The organism is Pseudomonas sp. WS 5078, assembly GCF_012985745.1.
Taxonomy (GTDB): domain Bacteria; phylum Pseudomonadota; class Gammaproteobacteria; order Pseudomonadales; family Pseudomonadaceae; genus Aquipseudomonas; species Aquipseudomonas lundensis_A.
The window spans coordinates 268,513-295,458 of record NZ_JAAQWX010000001.1 but is presented as its reverse complement, the minus strand read 5'-3'; the positions used below and the strand labels follow the sequence as shown (position 1 = coordinate 295,458).

Below are 26,946 nucleotides of genomic sequence, written 5' to 3'. Positions count from 1 at the left end.
GTCCCGGTCAGCCGCGGGCTTTGCGAACACCTTCAGCCAACGCTGCGCACAGGCTCAGCACGCCATCCACGGCCTGCTCAGGTGTGGCGGCATTTTCGATCTTGTCGATCAGCGCCGACCCGACAACCACGCCATCGGCCAAACGGGCAATGGCGGCCGCCTGTTCCGGGGTGCGAATGCCAAACCCGACACTGATTGGCAAATCAGTGTGCCGACGCAGACGCTCAATCGCTTCACTCACCTGGTCGGTGGTCGCTGAGCCGGCGCCGGTCACACCCGCCACCGATACGTAATACACAAAACCCGAACTGCCGGTCAGTACTTTGGGCAGGCGTGCGTCGTCGGTGGTGGGTGTGGTCAGGCGGATGAAGTCCAGACCCGCCGCTTGTGCCGGGTCGCACAGCTCGCTGTTGTGCTCCGGCGGCATGTCGACCACGATCATGCCGTCAACGCCCGACTCCTTCGCTTCGGCAATGAATTTTGCCACGCCGTAATGGTGGATCGGGTTGAAGTAACCCATCAGCACCAGTGGCGTATCGCTATTCCCTTCACGGAACTCGCGCACCATTTGCAGGGTTTTGGCCAAATTTTGATGGCCGCCGAGGGCGCGAATGTTGGCCAACTGAATGGCCGGGCCATCGGCCATCGGATCGGTGAACGGCATGCCCAACTCGATCACGTCAGCCCCCGCCGCCGGCAGCCCTTTGAGAATGGCCAGCGAGGTGGCGTAGTCAGGATCGCCCGCCGTGACGAAGGTCACCAATGCGGCGCGGTTCTGTTGCTTGAGTTCAGCAAAGCGGGTTTGCAGGCGGCTCATCAGTGTTTCTCCTGCTGGGATTGTTCCATGTGGTGCATCACGGTTTGCATGTCTTTGTCGCCCCGGCCGGACAAGTTGACCACCATCAGGTGATCGGCTGGCAGGGTCGGCGCGCGCTTGAATACTTCAGCCAGCGCGTGGGCGCTTTCCAGTGCGGGAATGATGCCTTCCAGGCGGCAGCATTTATGGAACGCGTCGAGGGCCTCGTCGTCAGTGACCGAGGTGTATTCAACGCGACCGATGTCGTGTAACCACGCGTGTTCCGGGCCAATGCCGGGATAGTCGAGACCCGCAGAAATCGAGTGTGCGTCGATAATCTGACCGTCGTCGTCTTGCAACAGGAAGGTACGGTTACCGTGCAACACGCCTGGCTCGCCGCCATTGAGGCTGGCCGCGTGTTTGCCGGTGTCGATGCCGTACCCGGCCGCTTCCACGCCGATGATTTCAACCTGTGTGTCATCCAGGAACGGGTGGAACAGGCCCATGGCATTGGAGCCGCCCCCGATGCAGGCCACCAGGCTGTCGGGAAGACGGCCTTCCTGCGCCAGCATTTGGTCACGGGTTTCCTTGCCGATTACAGCCTGGAAATCCCGCACCATCGCCGGGTACGGGTGCGGGCCCGCCACGGTGCCGATCAGGTAGAACGTGCTGTCGACATGGGTCACCCAGTCACGCAGGGCTTCGTTCATGGCGTCCTTGAGCGTGCCGGTGCCGGCCACGACCGGGATCACTTCGGCGCCCAGCAGCTTCATGCGGAACACGTTGGCCTGCTGGCGTTCGATGTCGGTCGTGCCCATGTAAATCACGCATTGCAGGCCGAAACGCGCCGCTACGGTGGCGGTGGCTACGCCGTGCATCCCGGCGCCGGTTTCAGCAATGATGCGTTTTTTGCCCATGCGCCGCGCCAGCAGAATCTGGCCGATGCAGTTGTTGATCTTGTGCGCGCCGGTGTGGTTCAGCTCTTCACGTTTGAGGTAGATCTTTGCACCGCCGCAGAATTCGGTCAGGCGTTCGGCGTAGTACAGCGGGCTGGGGCGACCCACGTAGTCGCGCTGAAAGTAGGCCAGCTCTTTAATGAATTCGGGGTCGTGCTTGGCCAGCTCGTATTCACGATCCAGTTCAAGGATCAACGGCATCAGGGTTTCTGCCACGTAACGGCCGCCGAAGGAACCGAACAGGCCATTGGCATCGGGGCCGCTACGCAAATTGGATTGGGTCATGGGACGCTCCAGCTGAAAAGGTACGAAGGTCGATGGGCCTGACTCTACGCGCGACAGACCGGGATGAAAACCGATAAGATCGCTGCAACCTGTCAGGAAAACTCACAGATACCATGAGCCGCGACCTTCCTCCCTTAAATGCCCTGCGTGCTTTTGAAGCCACCGCCCGCCTGAACAGCGTGAGTCAGGCGGCCGAGCAGTTGAACGTCACCCACGGCGCCGTCAGTCGGCAACTCAAAGTTCTTGAAGAGCACCTGGGCGTCAGCCTGTTCGTCAAGGAAGGCCGCGGTTTGAGGTTGACTGATGCCGGTGTGCGACTGCGCGATGCCAGCAGCGAGGCGTTTGATCGCTTACGAAACGTATGCAGTGAACTCACGCAAAGCCATGTCGACGCGCCCTTTGTGCTGGGGTGTTCGGGAAGTTTGCTGGCGCGCTGGTTCATCCCGCGCCTGGGTCGGTTGAATGCCGATTTGCCGGATTTACGTTTGCACCTGTCAGCCGGTGAAGGCGATCTGGACCCTCGTAAACCGGGTCTCGACGCGCTGCTGGTATTCGCTGAACCGCCGTGGCCTGCCGATATGCAGGTGTATGAACTGGGCAGCGAACGTATCGGGCCGGTGCTCAGCCCGCGTTTCGTCCGTTATGAGCAATTGCGCAATGCGCCGCCGGGCGCCTTGCTGGACGAACCCTTATTGCATACGACCTCAAGGCCACAGGCATGGCCGAGTTGGGCGCAGCAGCAGGCACTCGACGCAACTGCGTTGAAATACGGACAAGGGTTTGAGCACTTGTATTACTTGCTGGAAGCCGCCGTCGCCGGGTTGGGCGTGGCAATTGCCCCTGAGCCGTTGGTTACGGAGGATCTGAAGGCAGGACGCCTGATTGCGCCATGGGGTTTCGGGGAAACCCCGGCGCAACTGGCGTTATGGCTGCCCAAGCGCGCCGCAGATGGGCGCGCCCGGCAACTGGCGCAATGGCTCAAGGCTGAGCTTGCGCGTAACGCGGTTTAGTTGCCGCGTTTGCACATCAGGTAAGCGGCCAGCAGGCCCAGCGCGCCGATGGCAACGCCCGCAGTCGCGTAGGGATGCTCTTGGGCGTATTCACGAGTGGCGATGGCCGTCTCGCGGGTTTTGTCTTTCACTTCTTCAAAGGTTTCGCTCAGCAGATGACGGGAATGCTTGAGGGCATTCTCAGCATTGCCTTTGAGTGCCTTGAGGGTCTTTTTGGACTCTTCCGAGGCATCATCCTTGAGGCTTTCCAGAGACTTAAGCAGGCTCTCGATCTCAGCTTCCATACTTTGCAACGAGGCTTTACGTAAAGAATTGCTAGCCATTTGGGCTCTCCTGCATTGATGAGTGACTGTGTGTGTTAAGTCCGACTGCGGCGTTTTCAGAAAGTGCAGTAAACCTGAACTTTTCCTTTTGCATCGCTTCCCAAGTATTCAGCACATTCGCTGCTAGGCTTTGACTTACGACAAATGGAGAACGTTATGTCTGACCATCACACCTACAAAAAAATCGAACTGGTAGGCTCGTCCCCGAGCAGCATAGAAGACGCCATCAGTAATGCACTGGCCGAGGCCAACAAAAGCATCAAGCACATGGAATGGTTCGAAGTGCTGGAGACCCGCGGGCATATCAAGGACGGCAAAGTGGCGCACTATCAGGTGACGCTCAAGGTCGGATTCCGTATCGCCAGCAGCTGAGTCGTGCAAACCTTTTGAACTTGTGAGCTGGCCGTTTGCCATAAACTCCGCTACACCGTCTGGGTGCGACGTTGCGCAAGCGCGGCGCACCCTTTTTGTTTTTAACAGGGGATGTGACGGATGAAGAAGATTTTAGTGGCTGTCGGTTTGATGGCACTGGCGAGCACCGCTTTCGCTGCGAAAGACTGCGGTGAGCTGAAAAGCGAAATTGCCGCCAAGATTGACGCCAAAGGTGTTCCACATTATTCGCTGGAGATCGTCGACAAAGGCGCTTCGGCTAATGGCAAAGTGGTTGGCACCTGTGACGGTGACACCAAGGAAATCGTTTACAAGCGCGGATAAACCACCGCGCACAAAAAAGCCGACGCATGCGTCGGCTTTTTCATGCCCGAGGAATTACCTGGACAGGGTCTTTACGCCTTCAGGCGTGCCCAGCAACAGCAAATCAGCAGGTCGTGCGGCGAACAAACCGTTGGTCACCACGCCGACGATGGCATTGATTTGGCGCTCCAGCTCCACCGGGTTGGTGATCTGCATGTTGAACACGTCAATGATGATGTTGCCGTTGTCGGTTATTACGCCTTCACGGTAAACCGGGTCGCCGCCCAGTTTGACCAATTCGCGGGCCACGTGGCTGCGGGCCATCGGGATCACTTCAACTGGCAGCGCAAATGCACCCAAAACCGGCACCAGCTTGCTGGCGTCAGCAATGCAGATAAAGGTTTTAGCAACGGCAGCGACGATTTTCTCGCGGGTCAGGGCAGCACCGCCGCCCTTGATCAGGTTCAGGTTTTCGTCGCTTTCGTCGGCGCCGTCCACGTAGAACTCCAGATCGCTGACGGTGTTCAGCTCGTAGACCGGAATCCCGTGGCCCTTGAGGCGTGCGGCGGTGGCTTCGGAGCTGGCGACAGCGCCGTCGAACGCACCCTTGTGCTGGGCGAGTGCGTCGATGAAGCAGTTAGCGGTGGAGCCGGTGCCGACCCCGACGATGCTCTTGTCATCCAGTTTTGGAAGGATGAAATCGACAGCCGCCTGGGCGACGGCCTGTTTGAGTTGATCCTGGGTCATGCGGGCTCCGGGGCGGGAAGGGAAACAGAAGGGCGGCATTATACGGGCAAGCGCCAAACTGTGGGCGTGGTCTGACAATGGGTGCGACCCTTTGCCCTTGCGCTGCTGTCTGGCTCAGCGAGCACGCCTGTTCAGTTCCCTCTCCCTTTTAGAAGAGGGTCAGGGGGAGGGTCTGTATAAACCTCCCATTTCGTGTGGTCGGCCGCGTAAACGCTGGGGTAGACTCCTTGGTCCCTGCTAACTCGCACAGTGACGCTTTCCGATGCTCGAACAGTACGTTAAGAAGATCCTCAACTCGCGCGTTTATGACGTGGCCGTTGAAACGCCCTTGCAAGCCGCCAACCAGCTGACCGAGCGGTTGGGCAATCAGATTTGGCTTAAACGCGAAGATCTGCAGCCGGTGTACTCGTTCAAGATTCGTGGCGCTTATAACAAGTTGATGCACCTCACTGACGCCGAGCGCGCGTGTGGCGTGGTCACGGCCTCTGCAGGCAATCACGCTCAGGGCTTGGCCCTGGCCGCCAAAAAATTGGGGGTCAAGGCCACCATCGTCATGCCTAAAACCACGCCGGAGATCAAGATTGAAGGCGTACGCTCGCGTGGCGGCATTGTGGTGCTGCACGGCGACTCCTTCCCCGAGGCGCTGGCGTATTCGCTGCAACTGGTCGAACAAAAAGGCTACGTCTACGTACACCCCTACGATGACCCGCACACCATCGCCGGGCAGGGCACCGTGGCGATGGAAATTCTGCGCCAGCACCCGGCGCCACTGGACGCGATTTTTGTGCCGGTGGGCGGCGGCGGGCTGATTGCAGGGATTGCCGCGTACGTGAAGTACTTGCGGCCGGACATCAAGGTCATTGGCGTTGAACCTGACGATTCCAACTGCCTGCAAGTCGCCATGGCCGCTGGCGAGCGTGTGGTATTGCCGACCGTGGGCATTTTTGCGGACGGCGTGGCCGTCGGCCAGATTGGCCAGCATACGTTTGATATCTGCAAAGACTACGTGGATGAAGTCATCACGGTCAGCACGGACGAGATCTGTGCAGCCATCAAGGATATCTTCGATGATACCCGCTCGATCACCGAACCTGCCGGCGCGCTGGGCGTGGCCGGGATCAAGAAATATGTCGAACAGCGTGGCGTGAAGGGGCAAACGCTGGTCGCCATCGACTCGGGTGCCAACGTCAATTTCGACCGGTTGCGCCATGTCGCTGAACGCGCCGAACTGGGCGAAGGCCGTGAAGCCATTATCGCGGTGACCATTCCTGAAGAAGTCGGCAGTTTCAAGGCGTTCTGTCAGGCCATCGGCAAGCGCCAGATCACTGAATTCAACTACCGCTACCACACCGGGCGCGAAGCGCATATTTTTGTCGGCGTGCAGACACACCCGATCAATGATCCGCGCAGCGCCCTGCTGGCGAGCCTGCGGGAACAGGGCTTCCCGGTGGTGGACTTGACTGACAACGAACTGGCCAAATTGCACATCCGCCACATGGTGGGCGGGCATGCCGATAAAGTCAGTGATGAGCAACTGTTCCGCTTCGAATTCCCGGAACGCCCGGGTGCCTTGTTCAACTTCCTCAACAAGTTGGGCGGGCGTTGGAATATTTCAATGTTCCACTACCGCAACCACGGCGCGGCTGATGGCCGTGTGATGGCGGGCCTGCAAGTACCTGCGGACGAGCGCCATCTGGTGCCTGCCGCATTGGCGGACATCGGCTACCCGTATTGGGATGAAAGTGATAACCCGGCTTATCAGCTGTTTCTTGGCTGATTGCCGCTAAGCTGAATGGACCGTTCAAGGAATCAATGACATGGAAACCTTCACCGCGTTGAAGCTGTTGCATGGGGTGTCGACGCTGCTGCTGTTCGTCTGCGCAATCGCGTTGCTGGTGGTGGTCACTCGCCGTTACCGGGCCGGGGATAAAAACCTGTCGGGCGGCGTGTTACGACGCCCCTGGGGCTTTGTCTGGGCATTGATGGGGCTGTGTTTGCTGGCATTACCCGTTAGCGGATGGTGGCTGGTGCATCTGGCGGGCTGGCCGTTGAGTCAACTGTGGCTGCTGGCGGGCAGTTGTTTATACCTGCTGGGTGCGCTGAGTTGGGTGTGGCTGGTGGTACGCCTCAATCGCCTGCGTTTGGGGCGCGTCGCCAAACACCCCCGTTTCACGTTGGGGCTGGCTATTTTTTGCGCAATTTGTTTTGTCGCCATCGCAGGTTTGATGGGCGCGAAGCCGGTTTAAAACGAGCCCTGACCCCGTCAAGCCCCTCTGCCAGGAGGGGCTTTTGCATTCAGTCGCGCAACGACATTACCTTCCAGCCGCGTTTCTTGGCTTCGGCCAGCAGGTTGGGGTCCGGGTCCACGGCTACTGGATGGGTGACACGTTCCAGCAACGGCAAGTCGTTCATCGAGTCACTGTAAAAGTAACTGTCTTCGAGCGTGTAGCCGTTTTCTTCTGTCCAGCGTGTCAGGCGGGTGACCTTGCCTTCACGAAAGCACGGGACGTCGGCGCTGCGGCCGGTGTAGCGGCCATCGACGATTTCGCACTCGGTGGCGATTAAATGTTCCACGCCCAAGCGTTTGGCAATGGGGGCGGTGACCACGCGGTTAGTGGCGGTGATGATGACCAGCGTGTCGCCTGCGTCGCGGTGTTGGGCCAGCAGTGCTTGCGCTTTGGGCAGCATCAACGGCTCGATGCAGTCGCGCATAAATTCGCGGTGCCACTGATCCAGTTGCGCCATGTCATGACGGCCGAAAATTTCCATGCTGAAATTCAGATAGGCCGCATTATCGAGTGTGCCTGCCAGGTAATCCTGATAAAACGCATCGTTGCGTGCTTTATAAGCAGCACCGTCGAGAATGCCGCGTTCGCACAGGTAGTCGCCCCATGCGTGGTCGCTGTCGCCGCCTAAAAGGGTGTTGTCCAAGTCGAATAAAGCCAGACGCATTGCAATTACCCGCTGAGCTGTCGGTTGAAAGCCCACAAGAATACGGTCTTTTAATAAGAGTGCACATAAGACAGGGTGGCGCGTTGCTGCTTTCACAACCTTTGTGGAACAATGCGGCGACATGCGTTTGCGAGGTTGTTGCCGTGATCGACCCCGATGGTTTCCGTCCTAATGTCGGGATTATTCTGACAAATGATGCTGGTCAGGTACTTTGGGCTCGCCGAATCAATCAAGACGCGTGGCAGTTTCCGCAGGGTGGTATCAACCCTGATGAGACGCCAGAAGACGCCTTGTACCGTGAGCTGAACGAAGAAGTTGGCCTTGAACGCGAAGATGTAGAAATACTCGCCTGTACGCGAGGCTGGTTGCGCTATCGTCTGCCGCAACGTTTGGTCCGTACCCACAGCCAGCCGCTGTGCATCGGCCAGAAGCAGAAATGGTTTTTGCTGCGCCTGATCTCTAACGAGCAGCGGGTGCGGATGGATTTGACCGGTAAACCGGAATTCGATGGCTGGCGCTGGGTCAGCTATTGGTATCCGTTGGGCCAGGTGGTGACATTCAAGCGCGAGGTCTACCGTCGCGCTCTCAAAGAGCTTGCCCCGCGCCTTTTAACGCGCGCCTGACACGGAGTTCGACCCCGAGCCATGCTCAATACGCTGCGCAAGATCGTCCAGGAAGTTAACTCCGCCAAGGATCTCAAGGCGGCGTTGGGGATTATTGTGTTGCGCGTCAAAGAGGCCATGGGCAGTCAGGTCTGCTCGGTCTATTTGCTTGATCCAGAGACCAACCGTTTTGTGTTGATGGCCACCGAGGGCTTGAACAAGCGCTCGATCGGCAAGGTCAGCATGGCGCCCAACGAAGGCCTGGTCGGCCTTGTGGGCACCCGTGAAGAACCTCTGAACCTCGAAAACGCCGCCGATCACCCTCGCTACCGTTACTTCGCCGAGACCGGTGAAGAGCGTTATGCCGCCTTCCTGGGTGCGCCGATCATCCACCACCGGCGTGTGGTCGGCGTTCTGGTGATCCAGCAAAAGGAGCGTCGCCAGTTCGACGAAGGCGAAGAAGCCTTTCTGGTGACGATGAGTGCGCAATTGGCCGGGGTTATCGCCCACGCTGAAGCCACCGGCTCGATTCGTGGTCTGGGGCGTCAGGGCAAGGGCATCCAGGAAGCCAAGTTTGTCGGCGTGCCTGGCTCGCCCGGCGCGGCGGTCGGCACGGCGGTGGTCATGCTGCCCCCGGCCGACCTTGACGTGGTGCCCGACAAGGCGATTACCGACATCCCGGCGGAAATCGCCCTGTTCAAGACTGCCCTCGAAGGCGTGCGCAATGACATGCGTGCCGTGTCGAAGAAACTCGCCACCCAACTGCGCCCTGAAGAACAGGCGCTGTTCGACGTTTACTTGATGATGCTCGACGACGCGTCGCTGGGCAGCGAAGTCAAAAATGTAATCAAGACCGGTCAGTGGGCTCAGGGCGCGTTGCGCCAAGTGGTGACTGACCACGTCAACCGATTCGAATTGATGGACGACGATTACCTGCGCGAGCGGGCGTCGGATGTGCGCGACCTGGGTCGGCGGCTGCTGGCCTATTTGCAGCACGACCATAAACAAACCATGGTTTACCCCGATCACACGATTCTGGTCAGTGAAGAGCTGACGGCGACCATGCTTGGCGAGGTGCCCGAGGGCAAGCTGGCCGGTCTGGTGTCGGTACTCGGTTCGGGCAACTCTCACGTGGCGATCCTCGCCCGTGCCATGGGTATCCCGACTGTCATGGGCCTGGTCGACCTGCCGTATTCCAAGGTCGACGGCATTCAGATGATCGTCGACGGTTACCACGGCGAGGTTTACACCAACCCCAGCGAACTGCTGCGCAAGCAATATGCCGACGTGGTGGAAGAAGAGCGTCAGCTGTCTCAGGGCCTCGATGCCCTGCGCGAGCTGCCGTGCATCACCCCGGACGGGCATCGCATGCCGCTGTGGGTCAACACCGGCTTGCTGGCCGATGTGGCACGGGCGCAGCAGCGCGGCGCAGAAGGCGTTGGCCTGTACCGCACCGAAGTGCCGTTCATGATCAACCAGCGCTTTCCGAGCGAAAAGGAGCAACTGGCGATTTATCGCGAGCAACTTGCCGCCTTCCATCCGCAACCGGTGACCATGCGCAGCCTGGACATTGGCGGCGACAAGTCACTGTCGTACTTCCCGATCAAAGAAGACAACCCGTTCCTCGGCTGGCGCGGGATTCGCGTCACCCTCGACCACCCTGAAATCTTTCTGGTTCAGGCCCGGGCCATGCTCAAGGCCAGCGAAGGCCTGAACAACCTGCGTATTTTGTTGCCGATGATTTCTGGCACTCATGAACTCGAAGAAGCTTTGCACCTGCTGCACCGTGCCTGGGGCGAAGTGCGTGATGAAGGCACCGATGTGCCGATGCCACCCATCGGCGTGATGATCGAAATCCCGGCCGCGGTCTATCAGACCAGGGAGCTGGCGAGGCAGGTGGATTTCCTGTCTGTCGGTTCCAACGACCTGACTCAATACTTGCTGGCGGTGGACCGCAACAACCCGCGCGTTGCCGATTTGTACGACTACCTGCACCCGGCGGTGCTGCAAGCCTTGCAATCGGTGGTGCGCGACGCCCACGCCGAAGGCAAGCCTGCGAGCATCTGCGGCGAAATGGCGGGCGATCCGGCGGCGGCGATCCTGTTGATGGCGATGGGCTTTGACAGCCTGTCGATGAACGCCACCAACTTGCCGAAAGTGAAATGGATGCTCCGTCAGGTCGAGCTCAGTCGCGCCAAGGAGCTGTTGGCCGAAGTCATGACCATCGACAACCCGCAGGTGATTCGCAGCACCGTGCAACTGGCCCTGAAAAACATGGGGCTGACCCGCATGATGAATCCGGCGGCAATCAAACCGTACTGAAAAGCGCCTCACCCGGCCCGCTCGCAAAGGGAGAGGGTGGGGGCAGCTCCAGCCTGACTTCCCCCAGGCGCCCGCCCTTTGGCCCGAAGCTGTGTTCCACCATCACCCTGGAACCGTCAGCATTAACAATCAATGCCGTGCTTGCACGGGTGCCATAGGTGGTGCTGGCAATAAAGACACTCGACAGCAAAAACTCCGTGGCCAGCCCCACACCGGTATCGGGCAGGTCGCTATACGTCGCCGTCTGTTGATCCTTCAAAATAGCCAGCAGCGCTTGCGGGTCAGCCTGGTCTAACACTTCACTGAGCGCAGCCTTGGCTTTCACTAATTTTGGCCACGGCGTGTCCAAGCCAGCGTTAGACAGGCCATGAACACCGGCCTTCAAGGGTTCAGGGGCGACAACCTTTGAATTGAAATGCCACAGCGCGTCCCGAGTGCCCACGAGCAAATTGAAGCCTGCGTAATCGACTGATCGTCGGCCAATGTCGTTGAAAAATTCGGAAATCGATTGATTTCCGCATAAAAAACGCGCCACTAAATCCCCCCGCGAACGTCGTGTCGGCGGTTTGTGCGGCTCGCGAATATTGGTCAACGCCGCAAAGCGGCCGTCAGCGCCAATGCCCAGCCACGTGCCGCCAGCCTCCAGGTCACGCCCTGCGTACACGTGCGGCGCATCGGCCCATTGCGCAAGGGGCTTGGCGGGGCGGGCGTAGAACTCATCCCGGTTAGCCGCCACCACCAGCGGCTGTGCATGGCCGGGGCGCCACGCGAAGACAATCAAGCACATGATCAGTCCTTAATGTTTTTTTAACCCCTGTACTTATAGATTGCTCAGGCGCCTTGCGCCATGTGTGGAGCCCAAGCCCTTGCTCCGTTACCATGCGGGTCAAATTTGGGGGGCGTCATGGAATTTCTGTTCTATCTGGTGCTGGGAGGCTTTGCCGGGGTATTGGCCGGTTTGTTCGGGGTCGGGGGCGGCATCATCATCGTCCCGGTGCTGGTGTTCAGTTTTACGTTGCAGGGCTTCAACCCCGAGGTGCTGACCCACCTGGCCGTGGGCACTTCATTGGCCACGATCATCTTTACCTCAATCAACTCGATTCGTGAACACAACCGCAAAGGCGCGGTGCGCTGGCCGTTGTTTGTGTGGATGGCGCTGGGCATTTTAATCGGCGCGGGTATCGGTGCTCTGACGGCCGAAGCGATCGCCGGTCCTCATTTGCAGAAAATCATTGGCGTTTTTGCCTTGGTCATCGCTGTGCAGATGGCGCTTGAACTCAAACCCAAAGCCAGCCGAACGGTGCCGGGTAAAGTCGGTCTGACCCTGGCTGGCACTGTCATTGGTTGGGCGTCGGCGATTTTTGGTGTGGGCGGTGGCTCCTTGACCGTGCCGTTCCTGAGCTGGCGCAGTGTACCGATGCAGCAAGCCGTGGCCACGTCGGCCGCCTGCGGGCTGCCGATTGCGCTGGTAGGTGCATTAAGTTTCATGATTATTGGCTGGCACAACCCCGACCTGCCCGCGCATAGTCTCGGGTTTGTGTATTTGCCGGCGCTGCTCGGGATTGCCCTGACCAGCATGTTTTTCGCCCGTTTTGGTGCGCGTTTGGCCCACACACTTTCGCCGCGCTTGCTGAAACGGCTGTTTGCCGCACTGTTGTTCTGTGTCGGTTTGAGTTTCCAGATCTAACAAGGAGTCGCAATGCTGCCTTACCCGCAGATTGACCCGGTGGCCTTGGCCATCGGTCCGCTGAAAATCCATTGGTACGGCTTGATGTACCTGATCGGCATTGGCGCCGCGTGGCTGATCCTGTCGCGCCGCCTGAACCGTTTCGACCCGACCTGGACCAAAGAGAAACTCTCTGATCTGGTGTTCTGGGTGGCTATGGGCGTGATCGTCGGCGGCCGTTTAGGCTACGTCCTGTTCTACGACTTGAGCGCCTACATCGCCAACCCGCTGCTGATCTTCGAAGTGTGGAAAGGCGGTATGGCGTTCCACGGCGGGCTGATCGGCGTGATGCTGGCCACTTGGTGGTTCGGTAAGCGCAACAACAAGTCATTTTTCCAAATCATGGACTTCATTGCGCCTGTGGTGCCGATTGGTCTGGGGGCCGGGCGTATCGGTAACTTTATTAACGCCGAGCTGTGGGGCAAAGCCACTGACGTGCCTTGGGCGATGATTTTTCCGACCGATCCGCAACAACTGGCGCGTCATCCGTCGCAGCTTTATCAGTTTGCCCTCGAAGGTGTGGCACTCTTCCTGATTCTTTGGCTGTACTCGCGCAAACCGCGCCCGACCATGGCCGTTTCCGGCATGTTCGCCCTGTTCTACGGTATTTTCCGATTCATCGTCGAGTTCGTCCGCGTACCGGATGCTCAGCTAGGCTATCTGGCGTTCGGTTGGGTGACGATGGGGCAAATCCTGTGCATCCCGATGATTCTCGGTGGCCTGTTCTTGATCTGGTGGGCTTACCACCGCGATCCTGCAGCCCGCCAAGCAGCGCAATAAATTCGAATCGCAGGGCTGCGCGGCCCTGCATTCAAACGGTAGGAAAACCATGAAGCAATATCTCGACCTCGTTGCCGACGTCATCAAAAACGGCACCCTGCAAGCCAACCGCACTGGCGTTAAGACCATCAGTCTGCCCGGCGCCATGTTGCGCTACGACCTCAAGGAAGGCTTCCCGGCCATCACCACCCGGCGCATGGCCTTCAAATCGGCCATCGGCGAGATGTGCGGCTTTTTGCGTCCGGTTAACAGTGCAGCGGATTTCCGCGCCCTGGGCTGCAAAGTTTGGGACCAGAACGCTAACGAAAACGCGCAATGGCTGGCCAACCCGTTCCGTCAGGGTGAAGACGACCTTGGCGAAATCTACGGCGTGCAATGGCGCAAATGGCCTGCGTACAAACAAGTCGCGCGCAGCAATCAGGCAGCCATCGAACTGTGCATGAGCCAGGGCTACCGGCAGATCGCTGAAGGTGAAGAAGACGGCCAACCGTATGTGGTGCTGTACAAAGCCATCGATCAGGTGCGCCAGTGCGTCGACACTATCATTAACGACCCGGGCAGCCGCCGTATCCTGTTCCACGGCTGGAACTGCGCCCAGCTCGACGAAATGGCGCTGCCGCCGTGCCACCTGCTGTACCAGTTCCACCCGAACGTCGAGACTAAGGAAATTTCCCTGAGCCTCTACATTCGCTCCAACGATCTGGGCCTGGGCACGCCGTTCAACCTGACCGAAGGTGCTGCGTTGCTGAGCCTGATCGGCCGCCTGACGGGTTATACACCGCGCTGGTTCACCTACTTCATCGGCGATGCCCACGTGTATGAAAACCACCTGGACATGCTCAACGAACAGCTGACCCGCGAGCCGTTCCCGATGCCCAAACTGGTGATTTCGGAGCGCGTGCCCGAGTTTGCCAAGACCGGCGTTTACCAGCCCGAGTGGCTGGAGCTGATCGAGCCGAGCGACTTTAGCCTTGAAGGTTATGAGCACCATGCGCCCATGACCGCGCCGATGGCGGTGTAACTCACCCTCCCAATCCCGCGCCGCGTCCAACTCTAGCGTTGTACGTGGCGCTACAACAGGTGCTTGGGTCTATACCGAAAGCGTCTATTCAACTGTGAGTTGTGACAGTTCCTGATAAAGCAGATGCATGTTTATTTGGCTCTTCAATTGCTATGCAACTGGAGAGCCTGTCATGACGCATAAAGATGAATTAAAGACTGAAGGTTTCTGGCCAAGCGAACACGTTGGCACCGCTATAAAACGTGAAACCCGGACGAGCAGTAAAAGTGTTCAGGCGGGTTTATTCCCGCCAGCGGTCCTGTATCTCTACGACGATAGATTATTCTCTTTTGGTATCACTGCACCCGAGGGAGCGGTCATTGCGCAGGAAATGATCGGACATTCCTTTTTTAGAAATGCAATAAAAGTATTAATAGAAACAGATGTACCAGAGATTGAAGTTGGCGACGAAGTTCAGGCGGTCTGGACTGTACTCTCGGCAGAGGATTTTTATGAGTATCGATCAGACCCCGTGCGTGTTGATAGCAAAAATAAGGATGTGCTGATCACCTTGCCTGACACCGAGGCTGTCAAATTTGTAGGGAAGAAATCCGAAATTGTCTATTTCCATATGCCACAAGCGGGGGGAGTCACACCTTCGCCTGGAAGGTTGGTGTATGTCGCGCCATCGTTGGGGCCTAAACCCATCCTGAAGGTGATGGGTGTGGTTGACGGTGTTCTGGATACGACAGCTCACCCGGATGGCATTAAAGTCATTATTGATCCCATTGCCAACATGCACCGATATAACGCGCTGGAGATCCGCTGGACACAGGACTCCGGTATTTGGGTCGACTCTCAACACAGAATGACCGTCTACCCAGACCAATCAATGGCGTTCACTATTCCTCCGGTTGTCTACCAGCCCCATGTGGGCAAGCGCGTTTTAGTGCAGTACTTTATTTTTCTTGGGGCCAACATGAGCCCGAATCTGAGGTGGTCAGCTAGCACTCTGACGCAGGCAGAATTCAACTTGATTTGACCTCCACAAACAGTCAATTAACGACGCTTTCTTGTTAATTGACTGTACTTTACCCATCAATGCCCGTGGCTTCTGCCCACATGGCTGGGCTCGCCATCGTGCGCAATGACCGAGCCGCTGACCTCCAACTGCTGCAAAATCCCGCAATGGTCCTTGTCGGCGCCTTCGCTGCAGCGTTGGCGCAGGTCGAGCAGTTGTGTCTGCAACGCCAGCAACCCGTCAATTCGCGCCTTGACGTGATGAATGTGTTCATCAATCAACGCGTTCACGCTCTCACACTGGTCCTGCGGGCTATCGCGCAAGCTGAGCAGGCTGCGGATTTCTTCAAGGGTCATGTCGAGGCTGCGGCAATTGCGAATAAACGTCAGCCGCTCGACATGCGCCTGGTTGTACAAACGGTAATTACCTTCACTGCGCGCCGGCGCCGGCAGCAGCCCTTCGCGCTCGTAATAACGGATGGTTTCAACCTGACAGTCGGTCAGTTTTGCCAGTTCACCGATTTTCATCACGCGTTTCTCCGAAGGTCGCTTGACCCTATAGTGGCTACAGGGTCTTTACTTGGCAACAAGCACCTTTTCTGGACGCACCCTGATGAGCGATTCCATTCACACCCCGCACAAATCCCACGCTGATCACGATCACGATCACGATCACGATCACGATCACGATCACGATCACAGCACTCAGCACGCGCCTGCGGCCCATGCCCACAGTTGCTGCTCGGCGGCAGAAGGTCCTAGCGTCATCAAACTTGGCGCTGCGCCTACGGCAGGCGCCCGCGTGAGCAGTTTTCGCATCGAAGCGATGGACTGCCCGACCGAGCAAACGCTTATCCAGAACAAACTGGGCAAGTTGGCGGGTGTGCAGCAACTGGAATTCAACTTGATTAACCGCGTGCTCGGCGTGACCCACGACCTGCCGTCTACCGATCCCATTGTCGACGCAATCAAGTCCCTTGGCATGCAAGCCGATCCTTTGGAATCGGGGAGCGATAGCCCGCCTGCGCCTGTCGAGAAAAAACAGGGGTGGCCGCTCGCGGTGTCCGGCGTGGGTGCGTTGGCAGCTGAAGTGCTGCACTTCACCGACGCAGCGCCGACCTGGGTGATTGCGCTGGTGGCGCTGGTGTCGATCTTCAGCGGCGGTCTGACCACCTACAAGAAGGGCTGGATCGCCCTGAAAAACCTCAACCTCAACATCAACGCGCTGATGAGCATTGCCGTTACCGGTGCCGTATTGATCGGGCAGTGGCCTGAGGCGGCGATGGTGATGTTCCTGTTTACCGTGGCCGAGCTGATCGAAGCCAAATCCCTCGACCGCGCCCGCAACGCCATTGGCGGCCTGATGCAAATGGCGCCTGATAAAGCCACAGTGCAGCAGGCAGACGGCAGCTGGCGTGTGCTGGAGGTCAAAGATATCGCCCTGGATGCCATCGTGCGCGTACGCCCCGGCGAGCGCATCGGCCTGGATGGCGACGTGGTCTCAGGGCGTTCAACCATCGATCAGGCACCGATCACTGGTGAGAGCTTGCCGATTGAGAAAACGGTCGGGGATAAAGTCTTCGCCGGCACCATCAACCAGGCCGGATCGTTGGAGTACCGTGTCACAGCGGCTGCCAATAACTCTACCCTGGCGCGCATCATCCATGCCGTGGAACAAGCCCAGGGCGCTCGCGCGCCGACTCAACGCTTCGTCGACAGCTTTGCCAAAATCTACACCCCCGTGGTGTTCCTGCTGGCACTGGCCGTGGCCGTGATCCCGCCGCTGTTCATGGGTGGCCTGTGGTTTGACTGGATCTACCGTGCGCTGGTGTTGCTGGTGGTGGCGTGCCCGTGCGCGCTGGTGATTTCGACCCCAGTCACCATCGTCAGCGGGCTGGCGGCGGCAGCGCGCAAGGGCATTCTGGTCAAAGGCGGGGTGTACCTCGAAAGCGGTCACAAACTCAACTATCTGGCCCTGGATAAAACCGGAACCATCACCCACGGCAAGCCGGTGCAAACCGATTACCTGCCGCTGGACCCGCTATTAGCCGACAGCGCCGTGTTGCTGGCCGCCAGCCTGGCCTCGCGCTCCGATCACCCGGTGTCGCTGGCCGTGGCGAATGCGGCTGTGGATAAAAAACGGGCGTGGCGCTCTGTGGATAACTTCACTGCGCTGGCCGGGCGCGGGGTGCGCGGCGAAATCGACGGCACCCTGTATCACTTGGGCAACCACCGTATGGTGGAAGAACTAGGCCTGTGCTCGCCCGAGCTTGAAGAAAAACTGTTCGCCCTGGAAGAGCAGGGCAAGACGGTGATTTTGTTGTGCGACAGCGCGGGGCCTATGGCTTTGTTTGCCGTGGCTGACACGGTCAAGGCCTCAAGCCGCGAAGCGATCGCGCAGTTGCATGCCCTTGGCATCAAAACCCTGATGCTGACCGGTGACAACCCGCATACGGCCAAGGCCATTGCCGCTCAAGTGGGAATCGACGAAGCGCAGGGCAACCTGCTGCCGGATGACAAACTGAAAGCTATTGAAGCGCTGTATACCAAAGGCCACCACGTCGGCATGGTCGGTGACGGGATTAACGACGCGCCTGCGCTGGCGCGCGCTGAAATCGGCTTCGCCATGGCGGCGGCGGGCACCGATACGGCGATAGAAACAGCCGATGTCGCCCTGATGGACGACGATCTTCGCAAGATCCCGGCATTCATCCGACTGTCACGTCAAACGTCCAGCATTCTTAAGCAGAACATCGCGTTGGCGCTGGTCATCAAAGGCATCTTTCTTGCGGTAACCTTCCTCGGTCTGGCCACCATGTGGATGGCCGTGTTTGCCGACATGGGCGTAAGCCTGTTGGTGGTGTTCAACGGGTTGCGCCTGTTGCGCAAATAGATCAAGAGAGGCTGTAGTGCTGAGTGCCGAGCTGAAAGCGTTTTACCGGGTGGCCCAATTGGGCAGCATGACTCAGGCCGCGAAAAAGCTCGGGCTCAGCCAGCCGACGGTTACCACGCAGATTCGCCAGCTCGAAAGCCAGTACGCCGTCGAGTTGTTCTACCGTGGCGGGCGGCGCCTGACCTTGACCGAAGATGGCGTGCGCTTGATGCCAATGGTCAAGGCGTTGCTCCAGCAAGAAGCCGACATCGAATTCTTCCTGCGTAACAGCGGTCAGGGTATGGGCGCGCTGCGTATCGCCGCGACGGCGCCGTATTACATCCTCGATCTGGTCAAAGCCTTTCGCGAACGTTTGCCGCAGATCGACGTGTCGGTCGACATCGGCAACTCACAGCAGGTCCTGGAGGCGCTGGAGGAATACCGCGTCGACATTGCGGTGTCCTCGCAACTGCTGGAAGACCCGCGCCTGATACGCCGCGTGCTCGGCTCGGACCCGCTGGTCCTCGCGGTGCATCGCAATCACCCGTTGGCCGCGCTGGATCACGTGCCGCTCGCGGCATTGGCCGGGCATTGCCTGTTAATGCGCGAGCAAGGGTCGACCACGCGCCGTCTGACTGAAGACCTGCTGGCCAGTGCAGGGGTGGGCGTTGGTCCGTTGCTGGAAATCGGCAGTCGTGAGTCCATTCGTGAAGCCGTTTTGCGCAACATCGGCATCAGCATCATTGCCCGTCAGGAAGTGCCGCACGATCCCCAGTTGCGAGTCCTGACGCTGGAAAACGCGCCCGTGATTCACGAATACCTGTACTGCCTTAAGGAGCGAAAAGCGGCGCGTTTGCCAGCGGCCTTTCTGGGGTTGGCGCAAGAAATGGCCGGCTGCTGAAAAGTCCTTCAGCGCAAATCCGCCAATACCACTATCGGTAGCTTTTGCTTTGCTGCCACATCTTGTACGCATTGCCTCTTTAGGATGACGCTCATCAGCTTGATGAGGTGCATCCATGAACCGCTCCAACGCAACCGTTGTGTCCCAACCCGGCGTACCGATGCAGGTGCGCAATGTGAGTAAACGCTTTGGCGCGTTCACCGCGCTGGAGGATGTGTCGCTGGAGGTCGCCGCTGGCGAACTGGTGTGTCTGCTCGGGCCGTCCGGCTGCGGCAAGACCACACTGCTGCGTTGCATTGCCGGGCTCGAACGTCAGGACAGCGGCGTGTTGTACCTGGGCAGTCGCGATGTGTCCGACCTCGCACCTCAAGCGCGGGATTACGGGATTCTGTTTCAGTCCTATGCCTTGTTTCCCAATCTCAGCGTTGAAGCCAACATCGCCTACGGGCTGGCGGGCAGTAATCGCGACGTGGTGCGCAAACGGGTCAGCGAGATGTTAGAGCTGGTGGGCCTGAGTGGCAGCGAGAAGAAATTCCCCGGCCAACTCTCGGGCGGTCAGCAACAACGTGTGGCACTGGCCCGGGCACTGGCGCCGTCGCCTTCGCTGTTGTTGCTCGACGAGCCCATGTCGGCCCTCGATGCCAGAGTGCGCGAGCATTTGTGTACCGAGCTGCGTCAACTGCAGCGCCAGCTTGGCATCACCACGCTGATGGTCACCCACAATCAGGACGAAGCCATGCTCATGGCCGACCGTATTGCGGTGATGAACCAGGGCAAGGTCGAGCAATACGATACGCCGCAGGCGATCTACAACACGCCGGCCACGCCGTTTGTAGCCGAGTTCGTCGGGCAAGGTAATTGGCTGCCGTTCCAGCGCAGCGGCGACAGCCAGGCGCAGGTCGGCGGTTTGAACATGCGACTGGCGGATGACGCCAGCCAGGCCGCATCAGGCCGACTGTTTTGCCGTCCGGAGGCAATCACGGTCAACCCGGTGCTGCATCAGGAAAACCTGTTCCCGGCCCGCGTACGGGAGATCACGTTCCTGGGCAACTGCTGCCGCATGAGCTTTGAACTCAATCATTTGCCAGGCCATGCGCTGATGGCCGAAGTGGGCAGCCACGACCTGCCGCGCCTTGGTCATCAGGACATTGTGGTCGCTTTGCCGCCCGCCAGTTTGCAGGTGTTTGCCTGAGATGGCCGCAGACATGGCGTTGCCATTGCCCGGCAAACACACCCGCAGCATGTCGCGTGCCGAATTGGGCGACCGGCTTTTCGTGGTCGGCGGCAAACTGTTGTTACTGCTGCTGTTGGGCGTCGCGGTGCTGATGCCGTTGCTGGCGATCTTCTGGCGCGGTTTCAGCGCAGAAGACGGGCAGGGCGGCGGGTGGGTCGCTGCACGGGAGCTGCTCGTCAGTGACAACTTCCATTGGTTGCTCGGCAACAGCCTGAAGGTTTCGCTGAGCGTGGCGGTGATTGTCGTACCGCTGGCCTATCTCTTTGCCTACGCGCTGCAACGCACCCTGATCCCCGGCAAACGTGTCTGGCGCGGGTTGTCGCTGTTGCCGTTGATGGCCCCGTCCATGCTGCCAGGGATTGCGCTGGTCTACCTGTTTGGGAATCAGGGCATGTTGCGCAGTCTGCTCTCGGACAACATTTATGGCTTTTGGGGGATTGTGCTGGGCGAGGTGATTTACACCTTCCCCCATGCGCTGATGATTTTGCTCTCGGCCCTGTCGTTGGCCGATGCACGCCTGTTCGATGCCGCGTCCAGCATGGGCGCCGGGCCGTTCAAAGCCTTTCGCAGTATCACGTGGCCCGGAACGCGTCAGGCCGTGTTTGCGGCGTTTTGTCTGGTGTTCACCCTGACCATCACCGATTTTGGCGTGCCCGTGGTGGTGGGTGGCGATTATCAAGTGCTGGCGCTGGAAGCTTACAAAGCCGTGGTCGGGCAGCAACAATTTGGCCGGGGCGCCTTGATCGGCATGGTTTTGCTGCTGCCTGCGCTGTTCAGCTTCGGCGTCGATGCGTGGTTGCGCAGGCAACACGGCGACGCGATGAGCGGCCGCGCTCAAGTCTTCACACCGTTGCCTGGCAAGGTGCGTGACGGCTGCTATCTGGCCATCGTGCTGCTGATTTGCGCGGTTTTACTGATGGTGTTCGGGATGGCGGTGTATTCGTCGCTGGTCAAATTTTGGCCTTACAACCTGTCGTTGTCGCTCGGCCACTATCAATTCAACGACACGGCCGGAGGCGGCTGGCTGGCCTACCGCAACAGCCTGACCATGGCGCTGTGCACAGCGTTGATCGGCAGCACCGTGATCTTCACCGGCGCGTACCTGATGGAGAAAACCAAAGGCCAGAAAGGGCTGACCCTGGCCTTGCGCATGCTCAGCTTTGTGCCCATGGCTGTTCCAGGCCTGGTGTTGGGGTTGGGCTACGTGTTTTTTTTCAACCTCACCGGCAACCCGCTGCACGTGTTTTACGGAACCATGACGCTGCTGGTGGTGTGCACCATTGCGCATTATTTGACCACTGCACAAATGACTGCCACCACGGCCCTGCGCCAACTGGATGGCGAGTTCGAAGCGGCGGCGTTGTCGCTCAAGGCCCCGCTGTATCGCCATTACCTGCGGGTCACGGTGCCGATCTGCCTTCCGGCGCTGCTGGACATCGTGCGTTATCTGTTTGTGTCGGCCATGACCACCGTGTCGGCCGCGATTTTCCTCTACAGCCCCGACACCCTCCTCGCGGCCGTGGCCGTGCTGAACATGGACGACGCGGGCAACGTGGGCGGTGCAGCCGCCATGTCGACCCTCATTTTGTTTACCTCGGCGGGTGTTTCCCTGCTGCTGGCCTGGGCGTCGCGCGGCGTGCTGCGCCGTTCTCAAGCCTGGCGTCAGGGCGCCCCGGCGCAATGATCCGTCCCCTTCCCCCTCAAAGGAACCGCACCATGTTCAAGCCTGTTGCCCTTGTCGCTGCTGTCCTCACGGCTTTGAGCGGCCATGCATTCGCCGCGAAAACCGAGTTGACGGTGTACACCGCCCTCGAAGCCGAACAGCTCAAGACCTACAAACGCGCCTTCGAAAAGGCCAACCCGGACGTGGACATCAAGTGGGTGCGCGACTCGACGGGCATCATCACCGCCAAACTGCTGGCCGAGAAAGCGCGTCCACAGGCCGATGCGGTGTGGGGGCTGGCGGCGTCGAGTCTGGCGATCCTCGACCAGCAAGGGATGCTGCAACACTACGCGCCCAAAGACTTGGGCAAAATCGGCCCGAACTACCGCGACGCGGCCAACCCGCCGGGCTGGGTGGGGATGGACGTGTGGGCCGCGACGAGTTGCTTCAACACCATCGAAGCCGAAAAACAGGGGCTGACCAAGCCTGTGAGCTGGCAAGACCTGACCAAGCCTGAATACAAGGGCAAGATCGTGATGCCTAACCCGGCGTCCTCCGGGACGGGGTTTCTGGACGTGAGCGCGTGGCTGCAAACCTTCGGTGAGCAGCAGGGCTGGCAGTACATGGACGATCTGCACCAGAACATCGGGCAATACGTTCATTCCGGCTCCAAACCTTGCAAATTGGCAGCCGCAGGGGAGTTTCCGATCGGTATTTCGTTTGAATACCCGGCCGTGCAGCTCAAGCGTCAGGGCGCGCCGCTCGACATCGTGTTGCCCAAGGAAGGACTGGGCTGGGAGATCGAAGCCACGGCGGTGATCAAAGGAACACCGCATGAAGACGCCGCGAAGAAACTGGCAGACTTTTCGGCCAGCCCTGAAGCGATGGAACTCTACAAAGAGAACTTTGCTGTGTTGGCCCAGCCCGGCATTGCCAAGCCGCAGACCGAATTGCCAGCCGATTATGAGCAGCGTTTGATCAAAAACGACTTTGCCTGGGCCTCGAAAAACCGTGACCGGATTTTGGCCGAGTGGCGTAAGCGGTACGACGGCAAGACTGAGAAAGCGGCGCAGTAAAGAGCCATCCAAGGAGTTCGCTATGTCCGTTTCCAACACGATTCTGATCGTCGGCGCCGGGATTCTTGGCCTGTCCCACGCCTACGCGGCTGCCCGGCGCGGCTTAAACGTGCGGGTTTTCGAACGCACCGCCACGCCACTGGGTGCGTCGGTGCGCAACTTCGGCCAGGCGCTGGTCACGGGGCAGCCGCCCGGCGTGATGCTGGAGCTGGCCCGCGCCAGTCGCGGCATTTGGGCCGACTGGTCCCGGCAGGCGGGCTTCGACCTCAAGCGCAACGGTTCTTACCTGTTCGCCCGCACGCAAGCCGAAGAACACCTGCTCGATGCGTTCTGTCAGGGCCGCGCCCAAGAACAGGGCTACCGTGTCGAATTGCTCGGCGCCCGTGATCTCAGCCATTTGTATGGCGGCCAGTTCAAGCATCATCGCGCCGCTTTGCATGGCCTGGACGATCAACAAGTCTATTCCCGTGAAGCCATCCCGGCGTTGATCGAGTACCTGGGTAACGCGCTCGGCGTCGAGTTCCATTTCTCAACCCTGGTACGCGACGTCGAGCCGGGCGCGGTCCACACCACTGCGGGCAGCTTTGAAGGCGCGCAGGTGATTGTCTGCTCGGGCCACGATTACCAGACCCTGCTTGCAGAGCCCATGGCGCAGCTGACGCCTCAAGTCTGTCGCCTGCAAATGTTACGGGTGCGCCCGCAGGTGGCGTTGAACCTGCAACATGCTTTGCTCACGGGGTTGAGTTGTGTGCATTACGGGGCGTTTGCCGATTTGCCCGAGGCCGCTGCGGTGCAGGAGGAAATTTTGTGCAACAGCCCTCATCTGGATGATCACGGGATTCACCTGCTGATGAGCCCGACCCCTTATGGCGATTTGATTGTGGGGGACTCTCATGAGTACAGCGACGATCCATCGCCCTTCAACGGCGAACAGGTCGATAACTGGATGCTACAACTGTGTGAGGAAACCCTCGGCTGTCGCGTGCAGGTCGTTGAACGCTGGCAAGGGGTGTATGGGGCCAAAGGGGTCAGACCGTTCTCATGGCTGGACGTGGCGCCGGGCCTGCATGCCGCGCTCATGCACACCGGGGTGGGCATGAGCATCGGGCCCGCCATGGCCGAGCGCAATATCGCCCGGATGCTGCTGGAGGCGTGAGGTGCCTTGGCTCAGATGTGTTGGGCCAACGCTTCAATCTGCTCCTGACGCTCAGCCTGACTCAGTTTGGGGTGCGGATTGAGTGAGGACCATTGCGGGTGCGCCCGGGCCTTGCTCAGTGCTTCTGGCAGTTTGCCTTCGCGCCAGGTGGTCTCCTGCGGTGTCGCCACCTTGATGCTGTCAACCGCTGCATGCCCTCGGGCGTTCAGCGCATGCAGCAATTGGCGTTGGCGCAAGGCCAGCAGGCGCAGCACGCTGTCGTCCACGGTCAGTTCGCGCTGGCCTTTGATTTTGCCCAGCAACCGGCTGCCATAACTGCGCGCGGTTTGCAGCGCACCGCCTGCAATGGCCCCGGCCAATGCTGCCGCGCCCAGCGTCAGACCGCCCACCATCAAGTCCACGCCTGCACCCGCTGCTGCGCCTGCGGCAATGCCGCCGCCCACGCGCACCCCCAGTTGTTTGAGGGTTTCGGGGTTGAACAGGTCATCGCCCCAGCGGCCGTCCAGCAGCGGCAAATCACCAGCGGCCGCGTCGCTGGTACGAAAACCGTAGAGTTTGAGCAGGGCTTCCACGCAACGTTGTTCACGCTGGCGAACGGCCTGACGCAATTGATGGATAGCATCCTGCTCGGCCGTTTTGTCGCTGACCACACTGCGTCGACACGCCGCGCAGTCGATCAGCAGTTCGGCAATTAGCCGCAGCGCGCTGTGCTTGCGCGCTTGTCGCTGGGCTTCAAGATCGGTAATCAGGCGTTGCAATGCGTCGCGTGAATGCTCCAGCAACAGCGCAAGGCTTTCATACAAACGCCGCTCGCCATCTTCGGGCGGCGCCACGCTGTCGAAGCGCACCAATGCATGTAAACCGAGGCGCGCCAGCGCGTCGCGCCATTCGGGTTCGCGCTGCTGCGGGCTGCTGACGAAATTGAGTATCGGCAGTAACGGCTTGCCACAACTGGCCAACACACTCAGTTCATCACGGTATTTGGCCAACACGGGTTCGCGGGCATCGATCACGTAGAGCCCGGCGTCCGAGGCCAGCAGTTGGCGCAGGACTTTGGCCTCTTGCTCGAAACGCTGTCTGGCCTCACTGCCTTCAAGGAAGCGCGCCACCCGGGCAGGGCCGTCCAGGCGTTCACCGGGGCGGTCAAGGCGCTCAAGGTAGTCGAACAGCGCGATGGCATCTTCCAGCCCCGGGGTGTCGTACAACTCCAGCAGCGGTTCGCCGTCCACCGACAGGCGTGCCCCTTCGACGTGCCGGGTGGTGCTGGGGCGATGGGAGACTTCGCCGAAACCGACATCCCGGGTCAGGGTACGCAGCAGCGAGGTCTTGCCGACATTGGTGTGGCCGACCACGGCCAGTGTGAGCGGCTTAGTCATGACCTGTCTCCAGCCAGTTCAAGGGCGCGCTGGAGGCAAAGGGCAGGCCCAGTTGCTCCAGCGCGGCGTGCCAGTCACTCAGGCGCTCGGCGTCCAGCGCCTGACCGGGCGGGGCTTGCAGCAACCACACCCGGGTGGCGGCGGCACTGCGCGCAAGTTCACCGATCAGGGCCAGGCTGCCGCGATCCGGGGAGCGCCGGGGGTCACAGGCAATCGCCAGGCGCGCAGGCGGGAAACGGGTCATTTGCTCAAGCAAGGTTTGCCGTGACTCGCGGCTGTCGAGAATGCCTGCGTCTTTGACCGAGGCGGGCAAGGTGGGTGGCCAGGGTTGTTGGTCGTCGAGTTCGAGGCCCACGATCAGTGCGCCATCGGTTTGCAGTGCCGACTGCCCAGCCTGCACGTGATGCAACTGTTCGGGCGCGCTGTCGTTGACACCCAGGCGCTCGCTGCTCGGCATTAAGGCTTCACGCAACTGGCTGTAGCCGGGCAGGTTGAGGTCCAGTCGCAGCGTGTTGCGCCCGGTCTTCCAGCGCCACCGGCAAAACACGTAGAGCAGCAGACGCGGAATCACGCCATAAATCAGGACAACGCCGACCAGCCAGATCGCCCAGGACTGACGGACCAGTTCGTTGTTGTAGAGGCTGCTGTCGTTGCTGACGAGGATCATCTCCACGGTGGGTACACTGAAACCCAGCCAGTTGGGCAATGCACCCAACGCCCGTGTGGCTGCGACAAACACATCGGCGCCAAGGATTGTGGTTTCCCAGATAAACCCGTAACGGCGCGTAGACATGAGCAGCAACATCATCACCAGTGCGCTGAGCATCGCCAGCAGCCACAGCCCGTTGACCAGTGCACCGAGGGCCCAGCGATTGAGTCTGCGCCGTTGCAGCAACAGCAATAAGGCAGGCGCGAGTTGGGCGGCCTTGGCGTCGCGGGCGAGCTTTTCGCTCAGCCATAACCACAGTCGGCCGAGGCTGGCGCCGTGCTCACCGGCAAACAGCAGGCCGATCACCCAGCTCAGTAAGAGGATCACATTGAGCCCGAGCAAACTGCCCAGCGCCCAAAACACATTGACCGGCGCCTGGCCGTTACCCAGCGCGGCAAATGCCAGCCCGGCCCCGCTGACGATGGCCAGTACCGCAAGCACCCACAAGGCCAGGCGTGCACCTTGCAGCCAATGCTGCATGGCGCTGAGCAAACCGTCGCGCTCGGCCAGCCACAGGGCCCGGTTTTCAATGCGTGCGGGCAAGTCGCCGCCGGTAGTGCGGGCGCGGCGGTTGGCTTCTAGATCATCCAGCGGGCCAGCATGTGCTTCGCGCAAACGCACGGTTTCAGTCAGCCAAAGGCGTTGCAAAGGAGAGAGTTGAGTCACAGGCCGATCCATTCAAGTGAGCCAAGAGCATAACCGCTGCGGCGCCGGACGGGGTACTGCGGGCGCGGGTCGCTCTGGTAT

The 26,946-nt window shown here is 59.7% G+C and carries 26 protein-coding genes; 17 read left to right on the top strand and 9 right to left on the bottom strand.

Annotated elements, in window-relative coordinates; genetic code table 11:
• Positions 1-7: 7 nt before the first annotated feature.
• Together trpA and trpB are read right to left on the bottom strand one after the other, a co-directional pair.
• Entirely contained in the window at positions 8-817 is an 810-nt protein-coding gene (trpA, locus tag HBN68_RS01380) for a tryptophan synthase subunit alpha (protein ID WP_094991704.1), read from the bottom strand.
• Entirely contained in the window at positions 817-2,037 is a 1,221-nt protein-coding gene (gene trpB / locus HBN68_RS01375) for a tryptophan synthase subunit beta (protein WP_169962261.1), read from the bottom strand. Before trpB ends, trpA begins: the two co-directional genes overlap by 1 nt.
• Positions 2,038-2,150: 113 nt before the next feature.
• Here trpB and HBN68_RS01370 point away from each other — a divergent pair, with 113 nt between their 5' ends.
• Entirely contained in the window at positions 2,151-3,047 is an 897-nt protein-coding gene (locus HBN68_RS01370) for a LysR family transcriptional regulator (RefSeq protein ID WP_169962259.1), read from the top strand.
• On the opposite strand, the gene HBN68_RS01365 is transcribed toward HBN68_RS01370, so the two are convergent.
• Positions 3,044-3,370 carry a DUF883 family protein gene (locus HBN68_RS01365; RefSeq protein ID WP_047278504.1) on the bottom strand — a complete coding sequence of 109 codons (327 nt, stop codon included), beginning with the start codon at positions 3,368-3,370 and terminating at the stop codon, positions 3,044-3,046. The genes HBN68_RS01370 and HBN68_RS01365 overlap by 4 nt on opposite strands.
• A gap of 156 nt (positions 3,371-3,526) precedes the next feature.
• Between HBN68_RS01365 and HBN68_RS01360 the strand changes: the two genes are divergently transcribed.
• Together HBN68_RS01360 and HBN68_RS01355 are read left to right on the top strand one after the other, a co-directional pair.
• The gene (locus tag HBN68_RS01360; protein WP_047278502.1) at positions 3,527-3,742 is read left to right on the top strand and encodes a dodecin; all 216 of its coding nucleotides are present in this window, start codon (positions 3,527-3,529) and stop codon (positions 3,740-3,742) included.
• A gap of 120 nt (positions 3,743-3,862) precedes the next feature.
• Positions 3,863-4,084 (top strand): DUF1161 domain-containing protein, encoded by a 222-nt coding sequence (locus tag HBN68_RS01355; RefSeq protein ID WP_094991701.1) that lies wholly within the window; start codon positions 3,863-3,865, stop codon positions 4,082-4,084.
• Between the two features lie 54 nt (positions 4,085-4,138).
• Here the strand turns inward: HBN68_RS01355 and rpiA are convergent, their stop codons facing one another.
• Positions 4,139-4,810: a ribose-5-phosphate isomerase RpiA gene (rpiA, locus tag HBN68_RS01350; protein WP_169962257.1), complete on the bottom strand. Its 672-nt coding sequence runs from the start codon at positions 4,808-4,810 to the stop codon at positions 4,139-4,141.
• 262 nt (positions 4,811-5,072) lie between these two features.
• Between rpiA and ilvA the strand changes: the two genes are divergently transcribed.
• Positions 5,073-6,587, top strand: coding sequence for a threonine ammonia-lyase, biosynthetic (gene ilvA / locus HBN68_RS01345; RefSeq protein ID WP_094991699.1), 1,515 nt, complete (start codon positions 5,073-5,075; stop codon positions 6,585-6,587).
• 40 nt (positions 6,588-6,627) lie between these two features.
• Entirely contained in the window at positions 6,628-7,056 is a 429-nt protein-coding gene (locus HBN68_RS01340; RefSeq protein ID WP_169962255.1) for a DUF2269 family protein, read from the top strand.
• Between the two features lie 49 nt (positions 7,057-7,105).
• Here HBN68_RS01340 and HBN68_RS01335 read toward each other — a convergent pair whose 3' ends face one another.
• Positions 7,106-7,762, bottom strand: a complete 657-nt coding sequence (locus tag HBN68_RS01335) for an HAD family hydrolase (RefSeq protein ID WP_169962253.1) — start codon at positions 7,760-7,762, stop codon at positions 7,106-7,108.
• 143 nt (positions 7,763-7,905) lie between these two features.
• Between HBN68_RS01335 and HBN68_RS01330 the strand changes: the two genes are divergently transcribed.
• Both HBN68_RS01330 and ptsP read left to right on the top strand, forming a co-directional pair.
• Positions 7,906-8,385 (top strand): RNA pyrophosphohydrolase, encoded by a 480-nt coding sequence (locus tag HBN68_RS01330; RefSeq protein ID WP_047278492.1) that lies wholly within the window; start codon positions 7,906-7,908, stop codon positions 8,383-8,385.
• Positions 8,386-8,406: 21 nt separating this feature from the next.
• Positions 8,407-10,686: a phosphoenolpyruvate--protein phosphotransferase gene (gene ptsP, locus HBN68_RS01325; protein WP_094991696.1), complete on the top strand. Its 2,280-nt coding sequence runs from the start codon at positions 8,407-8,409 to the stop codon at positions 10,684-10,686.
• Here ptsP and HBN68_RS01320 read toward each other — a convergent pair.
• Positions 10,673-11,473, bottom strand: a complete 801-nt coding sequence (locus HBN68_RS01320) for an NRDE family protein (protein ID WP_094991695.1) — start codon at positions 11,471-11,473, stop codon at positions 10,673-10,675. The two genes, ptsP and HBN68_RS01320, sit on opposite strands and share 14 nt — an antisense overlap.
• Before the next feature lie 117 nt (positions 11,474-11,590).
• Here HBN68_RS01320 and HBN68_RS01315 point away from each other — a divergent pair, with 117 nt between their 5' ends.
• The 4 genes from HBN68_RS01315 to HBN68_RS01300 all read left to right on the top strand — a co-directional run bounded on the left by HBN68_RS01315 (position 11,591) and on the right by HBN68_RS01300 (position 15,234).
• Entirely contained in the window at positions 11,591-12,373 is a 783-nt protein-coding gene (locus tag HBN68_RS01315) for a sulfite exporter TauE/SafE family protein (protein WP_169962251.1), read from the top strand.
• A gap of 12 nt (positions 12,374-12,385) precedes the next feature.
• Entirely contained in the window at positions 12,386-13,192 is an 807-nt protein-coding gene (lgt, locus tag HBN68_RS01310; RefSeq protein WP_070412770.1) for a prolipoprotein diacylglyceryl transferase, read from the top strand.
• A gap of 49 nt (positions 13,193-13,241) precedes the next feature.
• A complete protein-coding gene (locus HBN68_RS01305) occupies positions 13,242-14,213 on the top strand; it encodes a thymidylate synthase (protein ID WP_169962249.1) in 972 nt (323 codons plus the stop codon).
• 172 nt (positions 14,214-14,385) lie between these two features.
• Positions 14,386-15,234, top strand: coding sequence for a hypothetical protein (locus tag HBN68_RS01300; protein WP_169962247.1), 849 nt, complete (start codon positions 14,386-14,388; stop codon positions 15,232-15,234).
• Between the two features lie 56 nt (positions 15,235-15,290).
• Here HBN68_RS01300 and cadR read toward each other — a convergent pair whose 3' ends face one another.
• Positions 15,291-15,740 (bottom strand): Cd(II)/Pb(II)-responsive transcriptional regulator, encoded by a 450-nt coding sequence (cadR, locus tag HBN68_RS01295; RefSeq protein WP_169891528.1) that lies wholly within the window; start codon positions 15,738-15,740, stop codon positions 15,291-15,293.
• Between the two features lie 85 nt (positions 15,741-15,825).
• Between cadR and HBN68_RS01290 the strand changes: the two genes are divergently transcribed.
• The 6 genes from HBN68_RS01290 (at position 15,826) to HBN68_RS01265 (ending at position 24,114) form a co-directional block, all read left to right on the top strand.
• Entirely contained in the window at positions 15,826-18,105 is a 2,280-nt protein-coding gene (locus HBN68_RS01290; RefSeq protein ID WP_169962245.1) for a heavy metal translocating P-type ATPase, read from the top strand.
• Positions 18,106-18,121: 16 nt separating this feature from the next.
• A complete protein-coding gene (locus HBN68_RS01285) occupies positions 18,122-18,985 on the top strand; it encodes a LysR family transcriptional regulator (protein WP_169962243.1) in 864 nt (287 codons plus the stop codon).
• Positions 18,986-19,100: 115 nt separating this feature from the next.
• The gene (locus tag HBN68_RS01280) at positions 19,101-20,177 is read left to right on the top strand and encodes a putative 2-aminoethylphosphonate ABC transporter ATP-binding protein (RefSeq protein ID WP_169962241.1); all 1,077 of its coding nucleotides are present in this window, start codon (positions 19,101-19,103) and stop codon (positions 20,175-20,177) included.
• A gap of 1 nt (position 20,178) precedes the next feature.
• The gene (locus HBN68_RS01275; protein ID WP_169962239.1) at positions 20,179-21,903 is read left to right on the top strand and encodes a putative 2-aminoethylphosphonate ABC transporter permease subunit; all 1,725 of its coding nucleotides are present in this window, start codon (positions 20,179-20,181) and stop codon (positions 21,901-21,903) included.
• A gap of 32 nt (positions 21,904-21,935) precedes the next feature.
• Positions 21,936-22,958 (top strand): putative 2-aminoethylphosphonate ABC transporter substrate-binding protein, encoded by a 1,023-nt coding sequence (locus tag HBN68_RS01270; RefSeq protein ID WP_169962238.1) that lies wholly within the window; start codon positions 21,936-21,938, stop codon positions 22,956-22,958.
• 22 nt (positions 22,959-22,980) lie between these two features.
• On the top strand, positions 22,981-24,114 hold the full coding sequence (locus tag HBN68_RS01265; protein WP_169962236.1) for a TIGR03364 family FAD-dependent oxidoreductase: 1,134 nt from the start codon (positions 22,981-22,983) through the stop codon (positions 24,112-24,114).
• A gap of 11 nt (positions 24,115-24,125) precedes the next feature.
• On the opposite strand, the gene HBN68_RS01260 is transcribed toward HBN68_RS01265, so the two are convergent.
• Both HBN68_RS01260 and HBN68_RS01255 read right to left on the bottom strand, forming a co-directional pair.
• Positions 24,126-25,490 (bottom strand): GTPase/DUF3482 domain-containing protein, encoded by a 1,365-nt coding sequence (locus HBN68_RS01260; protein ID WP_169962234.1) that lies wholly within the window; start codon positions 25,488-25,490, stop codon positions 24,126-24,128.
• Positions 25,483-26,865 carry a DUF2868 domain-containing protein gene (locus tag HBN68_RS01255; protein ID WP_169962232.1) on the bottom strand — a complete coding sequence of 461 codons (1,383 nt, stop codon included), beginning with the start codon at positions 26,863-26,865 and terminating at the stop codon, positions 25,483-25,485. Before HBN68_RS01255 ends, HBN68_RS01260 begins: the two co-directional genes overlap by 8 nt.
• Positions 26,866-26,946 lie beyond the last annotated feature (81 nt).